Genomic DNA, 11,098 nt, shown 5'->3' on the forward strand with positions numbered 1-11,098 from the left:
ACTTTACAGTCTAAACAAACGATTGACCAATTTTGGTTAAGTTATGAAGGGCGCACGGTGGATGCCTTGGCACTAGGAGCCGATGAAGGACGGGACTAACACCGATATGCTTTGGGGAGCTGTAAGTAAGCTTTGATCCAGAGATTTCCGAATGGGGAAACCCACTGTTCGTAATGGAACAGTATCTTTACCTGAATACATAGGGTACTGAAGGCAGACCCGGGGAACTGAAACATCTAAGTACCCGGAGGAAGAGAAAGCAAATGCGATTTCCCAAGTAGCGGCGAGCGAAACGGAATCAGCCCAAACCAAGAGGCTTGCCTCTTGGGGTTGTAGGACACTCTATACGGAGTTACAAAGGAACGGGGTAGATGAAGCGGCCTGGAAAGGCCTGTCATAGAAGGTAAAAACCCTGTAGTCGAAACTTCGTTCCCTCCAGAGTGGATCCTGAGTACGGCGGGACACGTGAAATCCCGTCGGAATCCGGGAGGACCATCTCCCAAGGCTAAATACTACCTAGTGACCGATAGTGAACCAGTACCGTGAGGGAAAGGTGAAAAGCACCCCGGAAGGGGAGTGAAAAGATCCTGAAACCGTGTGCTTACAAGTAGTCAGAGCCCGTTAACGGGTGATGGCGTGCCTTTTGTAGAATGAACCGGCGAGTTACGATCCCGTGCAAGGTTAAGTTGATGAGACGGAGCCGCAGCGAAAGCGAGTCTGAATAGGGCGAATTAGTACGTGGTCGTAGACCCGAAACCAGGTGATCTACCCATGTCCAGGGTGAAGTTCAGGTAACACTGAATGGAGGCCCGAACCCACGCACGTTGAAAAGTGCGGGGATGAGGTGTGGGTAGCGGAGAAATTCCAATCGAACTTGGAGATAGCTGGTTCTCTCCGAAATAGCTTTAGGGCTAGCCTCGAGTATGAGAGTCTTGGAGGTAGAGCACTGATTGGACTAGGGGCCCTCATCGGGTTACCGAATTCAGTCAAACTCCGAATGCCAAAGACTTGCTCCTCGGGAGTCAGACTGCGAGTGATAAGATCCGTAGTCAAGAGGGAAACAGCCCAGACCGCCAGCTAAGGTCCCAAAGTATACGTTAAGTGGAAAAGGATGTGGAGTTGCTTAGACAACCAGGATGTTGGCTTAGAAGCAGCCACCATTTAAAGAGTGCGTAATAGCTCACTGGTCGAGTGACTCTGCGCCGAAAATGTACCGGGGCTAAACGTATCACCGAAGCTGCGGACTGTTCTTACGAACAGTGGTAGGAGAGCGTTCTAAGGGCGTCGAAGCCAGACCGGAAGGACTGGTGGAGCGCTTAGAAGTGAGAATGCCGGTATGAGTAGCGAAAGAGGGGTGAGAATCCCCTCCACCGAATGCCTAAGGTTTCCTGAGGAAGGCTCGTCCGCTCAGGGTTAGTCGGGACCTAAGCCGAGGCCGAAAGGCGTAGGCGATGGACAACAGGTTGATATTCCTGTACCACCTCCTCACCATTTGAGCAATGGGGGGACGCAGGAGGATAGGGCAAGCGCGCTGTTGGATATGCGCGTCCAAGCAGTTAGGCTGGGAAGTAGGCAAATCCGCTTCCCATATAAGGCTGAGCTGTGATGGCGAGGGAAATTTAGTACCGAAGTTCCTGATTCCACACTGCCAAGAAAAGCCTCTAGCGAGGTGAGAGGTGCCCGTACCGCAAACCGACACAGGTAGGCGAGGAGAGAATCCTAAGGTGAGCGAGAGAACTCTCGTTAAGGAACTCGGCAAAATGACCCCGTAACTTCGGGAGAAGGGGTGCTTTTTAGGGTGAATAGCCCTGAAAAGCCGCAGTGAATAGGCCCAGGCGACTGTTTAGCAAAAACACAGGTCTCTGCGAAGCCGCAAGGCGAAGTATAGGGGCTGACGCCTGCCCGGTGCTGGAAGGTTAAGGGGAGAGGTTAGCGCAAGCGAAGCTTTGAACCGAAGCCCCAGTAAACGGCGGCCGTAACTATAACGGTCCTAAGGTAGCGAAATTCCTTGTCGGGTAAGTTCCGACCCGCACGAAAGGCGTAACGATCTGGGCACTGTCTCAACGAGAGACTCGGTGAAATTATAGTACCTGTGAAGATGCAGGTTACCCGCGACAGGACGGAAAGACCCCGTGGAGCTTTACTGCAGCCTGATATTGAATTTTGGTACAGCTTGTACAGGATAGGTAGGAGCCTCGGAAACCGGAGCGCCAGCTTCGGTGGAGGCATTGGTGGGATACTACCCTTGCTGTATTGAAATTCTAACCCGCAGCCCTTACCGGGCTGGGAGACAGTGTCAGGCGGGCAGTTTGACTGGGGCGGTCGCCTCCTAAAATGTAACGGAGGCGCCCAAAGGTTCCCTCAGAATGGTTGGAAATCATTCGCAGAGTGTAAAGGCACAAGGGAGCTTGACTGCGAGACCTACAAGTCGAGCAGGGACGAAAGTCGGGCTTAGTGATCCGGTGGTTCCGCATGGAAGGGCCATCGCTCAACGGATAAAAGCTACCCCGGGGATAACAGGCTTATCTCCCCCAAGAGTCCACATCGACGGGGAGGTTTGGCACCTCGATGTCGGCTCATCGCATCCTGGGGCTGTAGTCGGTCCCAAGGGTTGGGCTGTTCGCCCATTAAAGCGGTACGCGAGCTGGGTTCAGAACGTCGTGAGACAGTTCGGTCCCTATCCGTCGTGGGCGCAGGAAATTTGAGAGGAGCTGTCCTTAGTACGAGAGGACCGGGATGGACGCACCGCTGGTGTACCAGTTGTCTTGCCAAAGGCATGGCTGGGTAGCTATGTGCGGAAGGGATAAGTGCTGAAAGCATCTAAGCATGAAGCCCCCCTCAAGATGAGATTTCCCATCACATTTGTGAGTAAGAACCCTGAAAGATGATCAGGTTGATAGGTCTGAGGTGGAAGCGCGGTGACGTGTGGAGCTGACAGATACTAATCGTTCGAGGACTTAACCACAGTCTAATCAAGCGTAAATTGCACGTGAATCTTGTTATCAAACGTTACTCAGTTTTGAAAGAATAACTCTTTCAACAAAAATGCATATTGTCTGGTGATGATGGCAAAGAGGTCACACCCGTTCCCATGCCGAACACGGAAGTTAAGCTCTTTAGCGCCGATGGTAGTTGGGGGTTTCCCCCTGTGAGAGTAGGACGTTGCCAGGCTGTATGTTTATAAGAGCACGCAAGTGCTGTATGGAGGATTAGCTCAGCTGGGAGAGCATCTGCCTTACAAGCAGAGGGTCGGCGGTTCGAGCCCGTCATCCTCCACCATATGATTTTTGGACATACTTTTTATAAATGCCGGTGTAGCTCAATTGGTAGAGCAACTGACTTGTAATCAGTAGGTTGGGGGTTCAAGTCCTCTCGCCGGCACCACTAGGTTTCTTATATATGTGCCATTAGCTCAGTCGGTAGAGCACGACCGAGTTAACTTCGAAGCTTTTGCTTCAGCACATAAATCGAGCTGCTGCTTGACTAAGCTTCCTGAGATTTATGTGTCTGCGCAGGATCAAAAGAGTGTTTTCATATTGTGCCATTAGCTCAGTCGGTAGAGCATCTGACTTTTAATCAGAGGGTCGAAGGTTCGAGTCCTTCATGGCACACCATTTTCCTTAATATGCGGGTGTGGCGGAATTGGCAGACGCGCTAGACTTAGGATCTAGTGTCTTTGACGTGGGGGTTCGAGTCCCTTCACCCGCATGATATTGCGGAAGTAGTTCAGTGGTAGAACACCACCTTGCCAAGGTGGGGGTCGCGGGTTCGAATCCCGTCTTCCGCTCTTTGAATAAGCCGGGGTGGCGGAACTGGCAGACGCACAGGACTTAAAATCCTGCGGTAGGTGACTACCGTACCGGTTCGATTCCGGTCCTCGGCACCACACACATTTTTATATGCGCCCGTAGCTCAATTGGATAGAGCGTTTGACTACGGATCAAAAGGTTATGGGTTCGACTCCTATCGGGCGCGCCATATTACGGGAAGTAGCTCAGCTTGGTAGAGCACTTGGTTTGGGACCAAGGGGTCGCAGGTTCGAATCCTGTCTTCCCGACCATTTCCATTTTTTTCGGGGCCTTAGCTCAGCTGGGAGAGCGCCTGCCTTGCACGCAGGAGGTCAGCGGTTCGATCCCGCTAGGCTCCACCAATTAATTTTAAAAAAGTTGTTGACTTAACCAGTCGGCAATGGTATGATTTAAAAGTTGCTCAACTGGGCAGCAAATGATCTTTGAAAACTAAACAAAACCAAAAGCGTACCAAACGTTTTAAATTTTTTAAGTCAGCAACATTTATGAGTCACAAATTTTCTTCGGAGAGTTTGATCCTGGCTCAGGACGAACGCTGGCGGCGTGCCTAATACATGCAAGTCGAGCGGACCTCTTCGGAGGTCAGCGGCGGACGGGTGAGTAACACGTGGGCAACCTGCCTGTAAGACTGGGATAACTCCGGGAAACCGGAGCTAATACCGGATACTATGTCAAACCGCATGGTTTGACATTCAAAGACGGTTTCGGCTGTCACTTACAGATGGGCCCGCGGCGCATTAGCTAGTTGGTGAGGTAATGGCTCACCAAGGCAACGATGCGTAGCCGACCTGAGAGGGTGATCGGCCACACTGGGACTGAGACACGGCCCAGACTCCTACGGGAGGCAGCAGTAGGGAATCTTCCGCAATGGACGAAAGTCTGACGGAGCAACGCCGCGTGAGTGATGAAGGTTTTCGGATCGTAAAACTCTGTTGTCAGGGAAGAACAAGTGCCGGAGTAACTGCCGGCGCCTTGACGGTACCTGACCAGAAAGCCACGGCTAACTACGTGCCAGCAGCCGCGGTAATACGTAGGTGGCAAGCGTTGTCCGGAATTATTGGGCGTAAAGCGCGCGCAGGCGGTTTCTTAAGTCTGATGTGAAAGCCCCCGGCTCAACCGGGGAGGGTCATTGGAAACTGGGAAACTTGAGTGCAGAAGAGGAGAGTGGAATTCCACGTGTAGCGGTGAAATGCGTAGAGATGTGGAGGAACACCAGTGGCGAAGGCGACTCTCTGGTCTGTAACTGACGCTGAGGCGCGAAAGCGTGGGGAGCGAACAGGATTAGATACCCTGGTAGTCCACGCCGTAAACGATGAGTGCTAAGTGTTAGAGGGTTTCCGCCCTTTAGTGCTGCAGCTAACGCATTAAGCACTCCGCCTGGGGAGTACGGTCGCAAGACTGAAACTCAAAGGAATTGACGGGGGCCCGCACAAGCGGTGGAGCATGTGGTTTAATTCGAAGCAACGCGAAGAACCTTACCAGGTCTTGACATCCTTTGCCACTTCTAGAGATAGAAGGTTCCCCTTCGGGGGACAAAGTGACAGGTGGTGCATGGTTGTCGTCAGCTCGTGTCGTGAGATGTTGGGTTAAGTCCCGCAACGAGCGCAACCCTTGATCTTAGTTGCCAGCATTCAGTTGGGCACTCTAAGGTGACTGCCGGTGACAAACCGGAGGAAGGTGGGGATGACGTCAAATCATCATGCCCCTTATGACCTGGGCTACACACGTGCTACAATGGATGGTACAAAGGGCTGCGAGACCGCGAGGTTTAGCCAATCCCATAAAACCATTCTCAGTTCGGATTGCAGGCTGCAACTCGCCTGCATGAAGCTGGAATCGCTAGTAATCGCGGATCAGCATGCCGCGGTGAATACGTTCCCGGGCCTTGTACACACCGCCCGTCACACCACGAGAGTTTGCAACACCCGAAGTCGGTGGGGTAACCGCAAGGAGCCAGCCGCCTAAGGTGGGGTAGATGATTGGGGTGAAGTCGTAACAAGGTAGCCGTATCGGAAGGTGCGGCTGGATCACCTCCTTTCTAAGGATATGAGGTCGCTTTTGGTTTTTGTTTAGTTTTGAGAGATCATTCTCTCTATATGAAAGAAGGCAATCATTCTTGATCTGCCGGTTGTTCTTTGAAAACTGGATAACGTAATTGATAACAAGTAATTCACTGAGATTTACGCTTACCATAGTGATTTTCTTAGACTTTACAGTCTAAACAAACGATTGACCAATTTTGGTTAAGTTATGAAGGGCGCACGGTGGATGCCTTGGCACTAGGAGCCGATGAAGGACGGGACTAACACCGATATGCTTTGGGGAGCTGTAAGTAAGCTTTGATCCAGAGATTTCCGAATGGGGAAACCCACTGTTCGTAATGGAACAGTATCTTTACCTGAATACATAGGGTACTGAAGGCAGACCCGGGGAACTGAAACATCTAAGTACCCGGAGGAAGAGAAAGCAAATGCGATTTCCCAAGTAGCGGCGAGCGAAACGGAATCAGCCCAAACCAAGAGGCTTGCCTCTTGGGGTTGTAGGACACTCTATACGGAGTTACAAAGGAACGGGGTAGATGAAGCGGCCTGGAAAGGCCTGTCATAGAAGGTAAAAACCCTGTAGTCGAAACTTCGTTCCCTCCAGAGTGGATCCTGAGTACGGCGGGACACGTGAAATCCCGTCGGAATCCGGGAGGACCATCTCCCAAGGCTAAATACTACCTAGTGACCGATAGTGAACCAGTACCGTGAGGGAAAGGTGAAAAGCACCCCGGAAGGGGAGTGAAAAGATCCTGAAACCGTGTGCTTACAAGTAGTCAGAGCCCGTTAACGGGTGATGGCGTGCCTTTTGTAGAATGAACCGGCGAGTTACGATCCCGTGCAAGGTTAAGTTGATGAGACGGAGCCGCAGCGAAAGCGAGTCTGAATAGGGCGAATTAGTACGTGGTCGTAGACCCGAAACCAGGTGATCTACCCATGTCCAGGGTGAAGTTCAGGTAACACTGAATGGAGGCCCGAACCCACGCACGTTGAAAAGTGCGGGGATGAGGTGTGGGTAGCGGAGAAATTCCAATCGAACTTGGAGATAGCTGGTTCTCTCCGAAATAGCTTTAGGGCTAGCCTCGAGTATGAGAGTCTTGGAGGTAGAGCACTGATTGGACTAGGGGCCCTCATCGGGTTACCGAATTCAGTCAAACTCCGAATGCCAAAGACTTGCTCCTCGGGAGTCAGACTGCGAGTGATAAGATCCGTAGTCAAGAGGGAAACAGCCCAGACCGCCAGCTAAGGTCCCAAAGTATACGTTAAGTGGAAAAGGATGTGGAGTTGCTTAGACAACCAGGATGTTGGCTTAGAAGCAGCCACCATTTAAAGAGTGCGTAATAGCTCACTGGTCGAGTGACTCTGCGCCGAAAATGTACCGGGGCTAAACGTATCACCGAAGCTGCGGACTGTTCTTACGAACAGTGGTAGGAGAGCGTTCTAAGGGCGTCGAAGCCAGACCGGAAGGACTGGTGGAGCGCTTAGAAGTGAGAATGCCGGTATGAGTAGCGAAAGAGGGGTGAGAATCCCCTCCACCGAATGCCTAAGGTTTCCTGAGGAAGGCTCGTCCGCTCAGGGTTAGTCGGGACCTAAGCCGAGGCCGAAAGGCGTAGGCGATGGACAACAGGTTGATATTCCTGTACCACCTCCTCACCATTTGAGCAATGGGGGGACGCAGGAGGATAGGGCAAGCGCGCTGTTGGATATGCGCGTCCAAGCAGTTAGGCTGGGAAGTAGGCAAATCCGCTTCCCATATAAGGCTGAGCTGTGATGGCGAGGGAAATTTAGTACCGAAGTTCCTGATTCCACACTGCCAAGAAAAGCCTCTAGCGAGGTGAGAGGTGCCCGTACCGCAAACCGACACAGGTAGGCGAGGAGAGAATCCTAAGGTGAGCGAGAGAACTCTCGTTAAGGAACTCGGCAAAATGACCCCGTAACTTCGGGAGAAGGGGTGCTTTTTAGGGTGAATAGCCCTGAAAAGCCGCAGTGAATAGGCCCAGGCGACTGTTTAGCAAAAACACAGGTCTCTGCGAAGCCGCAAGGCGAAGTATAGGGGCTGACGCCTGCCCGGTGCTGGAAGGTTAAGGGGAGAGGTTAGCGCAAGCGAAGCTTTGAACCGAAGCCCCAGTAAACGGCGGCCGTAACTATAACGGTCCTAAGGTAGCGAAATTCCTTGTCGGGTAAGTTCCGACCCGCACGAAAGGCGTAACGATCTGGGCACTGTCTCAACGAGAGACTCGGTGAAATTATAGTACCTGTGAAGATGCAGGTTACCCGCGACAGGACGGAAAGACCCCGTGGAGCTTTACTGCAGCCTGATATTGAATTTTGGTACAGCTTGTACAGGATAGGTAGGAGCCTTGGAAACCGGAGCGCCAGCTTCGGTGGAGGCATTGGTGGGATACTACCCTTGCTGTATTGAAATTCTAACCCGCAGCCCTTACCGGGCTGGGAGACAGTGTCAGGCGGGCAGTTTGACTGGGGCGGTCGCCTCCTAAAATGTAACGGAGGCGCCCAAAGGTTCCCTCAGAATGGTTGGAAATCATTCGCAGAGTGTAAAGGCACAAGGGAGCTTGACTGCGAGACCTACAAGTCGAGCAGGGACGAAAGTCGGGCTTAGTGATCCGGTGGTTCCGCATGGAAGGGCCATCGCTCAACGGATAAAAGCTACCCCGGGGATAACAGGCTTATCTCCCCCAAGAGTCCACATCGACGGGGAGGTTTGGCACCTCGATGTCGGCTCATCGCATCCTGGGGCTGTAGTCGGTCCCAAGGGTTGGGCTGTTCGCCCATTAAAGCGGTACGCGAGCTGGGTTCAGAACGTCGTGAGACAGTTCGGTCCCTATCCGTCGTGGGCGCAGGAAATTTGAGAGGAGCTGTCCTTAGTACGAGAGGACCGGGATGGACGCACCGCTGGTGTACCAGTTGTCTTGCCAAAGGCATCGCTGGGTAGCTATGTGCGGAAGGGATAAGTGCTGAAAGCATCTAAGCATGAAGCCCCCCTCAAGATGAGATTTCCCATCACATTTGTGAGTAAGAACCCTGAAAGATGATCAGGTTGATAGGTCTGAGGTGGAAGCGCGGTGACGTGTGGAGCTGACAGATACTAATCGTTCGAGGACTTAACCACAGTCTAACTAAGCGTAAATTGCACGTGAATCTTGTTATCAAACGTTACTCAGTTTTGAAAGAATAACTCTTTCAACCAATTGCATATTGTCTGGTGATGATGGCAAAGAGGTCACACCCGTTCCCATGCCGAACACGGAAGTTAAGCTCTTTAGCGCCGATGGTAGTTGGGGGTTTCCCCCTGTGAGAGTAGGACGTTGCCAGGCACGCAGAAAAGAGGACAGCAGAGATGCTGTTCTTTTTTGTTGTTCGGAAAAGAATAGGATGTAAGTAAATTTAACCTGGGCAAGGGTATTTGCGCCAGAAATAATGAGTGATGGTAATCAATCACCTGAATCGTACCCTGCTAAACCGTAAAACGATATCAAAGGGTAAGCAAACATCCGAATCGTACCCTCTAAAACTGTAAAACGATATCAGAGGGTAAGCAAAGTCTCGAATCGTACCCTGCTAAACCGTAAAACGATATCAAAGGGTAAGCAAACATCCGAATCGTACCCTGTAAAACTGTAAAACGATATTAGAGGGTAAGCAAACACTCGAATCGTACCCTGTAAAACCGTAAAACGATATCAGAGGGTAAGCAAACACTCGAATCGTATCCTGTAAAACCGTAAAACGATATCAGAGGGTAAGCAAACACCCAAATCATACCCAATAAAACAAAATGATTTCGGAGGGTAAGCAAAAGCCCCGATCACATACCCTCCAAAACCGAAAAACAATCTCACAGGGCAAGCATGCACCTGGATACCATAGCAATTCCCGCCGAACTCTTATCCACCCAATCCAAGCATGCCTTGCCGCATGAACTTTTATTCTTATGCAGAAAAGCTGCGTTTAATGGATCCCGGTCAGAAAAACAGCTCATTATTACCGATTGTTGACGTATACATAAAGTATTATCCTTCCTCCACCTTCCTTTCATTACTCTTCCCATTTAAAATAATACGGCAAATTCTGTTTAAAAACGTTTCACTGCCGTTAATAATGGAAATAGATAGATGAGCAGTTATGAGTTGAAAAAAAGGTTCGTTCGTTTTATATTAGTGTTAAAGTCAAATATAGTCAAAGTCAAGTTAGGGGGAGGCGGAGTGCGGAACATCTCGGATGTCATTGAACAGTATTTGAAGCAGGTGCTTACGACAAGCGGCAAGGAGATCGTCGAAATCAAAAGAAGCGAAATTGCGGATAAGTTTCAGTGTGTGCCCTCACAAATCAATTATGTCATCAATACCCGTTTTACGATTGAAAGAGGATATATCGTAGAGAGCAAAAGGGGAGGCGGCGGCTACATTCGGATTATAAAGGTAAAGTCGAATGATGCTGCGCATTTAATTGATCAGATCATGGGCATTATTGACAGGCGGATCTCGCAGTCATCTGCTGAAGATCTCATATTAAGGCTTGTAAGTGAAGATGTCATTTCAGAACGGGAAGCAAAAATCATGCTGAGTGTGATTGACAGGTCCGTTTTATATATTGAACTGCCGCACAGGGATGAATTGCGGGCAAGAATGATAAAGGCCATGCTGACTTCCTTGAAATACCGATGAGAGCAGGTGACAGACTTGATATGCCAGGAATGCAATGAGAGACCGGCAACATTTCATTTTACGAAGGTTGTGAACGGCGAAAAAACTGAGGTTCATATTTGTGATAAATGTGCTCAGAACAACAGTTCCATATTCATTGACAGCAGCAAAGGATTTTCTATTAATAACCTGCTGGCAGGCCTTTTGAACATGGATTCATCCGTTTCCGCGTCAAAGCAGGATGTTTTTAAAAAAAATGAAGTTCTGCAGTGTCCCGGCTGCGAGATGACGTTTCAGCAGTTTACAAAAGTGGGACGGTTCGGATGTTCCGAGTGCTACCGGACGTTTAAAGATCAAATTAACCCGATTCTGAGAAGAGTCCACAGCGGCAATACGGTGCATGCTGGAAAGATTCCAGAGCGAATTGGCGGTAGCATTCACATCCGCAAACGAATAGAGTTATTAAAACAGAATCTAAAAGAGCAAATTCAGCAGGAAGAGTTTGAAAAGGCTGCTGAAATCCGGGATGAGATCCGTTCGCTTGAACTTTCGTTAAAAAGTTCCAGAGGAGGTGAATCCTGAT

Annotated in this window: 2 protein-coding genes, 9 tRNA genes and 5 rRNA genes; all 16 read left to right on the plus strand. The window is 50.4% G+C overall.

All coding sequences use genetic code 11. The features are described 5' to 3' along the window. Positions 1-34: 34 nt before the first annotated feature. The 16 genes from RKD52_RS20220 (at position 35) to RKD52_RS20295 (ending at position 11,097) form a co-directional block, all read left to right on the plus strand. Positions 35-2,965, plus strand: a 23S ribosomal RNA gene (locus RKD52_RS20220). Positions 2,966-3,055: 90 nt separating this feature from the next. After that, positions 3,056-3,171 (plus strand): 5S ribosomal RNA (gene rrf / locus RKD52_RS20225). 32 nt (positions 3,172-3,203) lie between these two features. Continuing rightward, positions 3,204-3,279: transfer RNA gene (locus RKD52_RS20230), tRNA-Val, on the plus strand. A gap of 29 nt (positions 3,280-3,308) precedes the next feature. Beyond that, positions 3,309-3,384 (plus strand) — tRNA-Thr (locus tag RKD52_RS20235). Between the two features lie 154 nt (positions 3,385-3,538). After that, positions 3,539-3,614: transfer RNA gene (locus tag RKD52_RS20240), tRNA-Lys, on the plus strand. 13 nt (positions 3,615-3,627) lie between these two features. Continuing rightward, positions 3,628-3,708: transfer RNA gene (locus RKD52_RS20245), tRNA-Leu, on the plus strand. Between the two features lie 7 nt (positions 3,709-3,715). Next, positions 3,716-3,787 (plus strand) — tRNA-Gly (locus RKD52_RS20250). 10 nt (positions 3,788-3,797) lie between these two features. Further along, positions 3,798-3,886 (plus strand) — tRNA-Leu (locus RKD52_RS20255). A 15-nt stretch (positions 3,887-3,901) separates the two neighbouring features. Beyond that, positions 3,902-3,978 (plus strand) — tRNA-Arg (locus tag RKD52_RS20260). Between the two features lie 5 nt (positions 3,979-3,983). Further along, positions 3,984-4,060: transfer RNA gene (locus tag RKD52_RS20265), tRNA-Pro, on the plus strand. Between the two features lie 14 nt (positions 4,061-4,074). Beyond that, positions 4,075-4,150, plus strand: a tRNA-Ala gene (locus tag RKD52_RS20270). Positions 4,151-4,309: 159 nt separating this feature from the next. Next, a 16S ribosomal RNA gene (locus tag RKD52_RS20275) occupies positions 4,310-5,847 on the plus strand. A 203-nt stretch (positions 5,848-6,050) separates the two neighbouring features. Next, positions 6,051-8,981: ribosomal RNA gene (locus RKD52_RS20280) — 23S ribosomal RNA — on the plus strand. An 89-nt stretch (positions 8,982-9,070) separates the two neighbouring features. Further along, positions 9,071-9,186 (plus strand): 5S ribosomal RNA (gene rrf, locus RKD52_RS20285). The 16S, 23S and 5S rRNA genes sit together here with 9 tRNA genes alongside, the layout of an rRNA operon. Before the next feature lie 888 nt (positions 9,187-10,074). Continuing rightward, complete coding sequence (locus RKD52_RS20290) at positions 10,075-10,536, plus strand: CtsR family transcriptional regulator (RefSeq protein ID WP_029282894.1); 462 nt, start codon at positions 10,075-10,077, stop codon at positions 10,534-10,536. A gap of 15 nt (positions 10,537-10,551) precedes the next feature. Continuing rightward, positions 10,552-11,097: a UvrB/UvrC motif-containing protein gene (locus RKD52_RS20295; RefSeq protein WP_454101293.1), complete on the plus strand. Its 546-nt coding sequence runs from the start codon at positions 10,552-10,554 to the stop codon at positions 11,095-11,097. Position 11,098: the final 1 nt, after the last annotated feature.

It is taken from the genome of Metabacillus sp. SLBN-84, assembly GCF_053629595.1.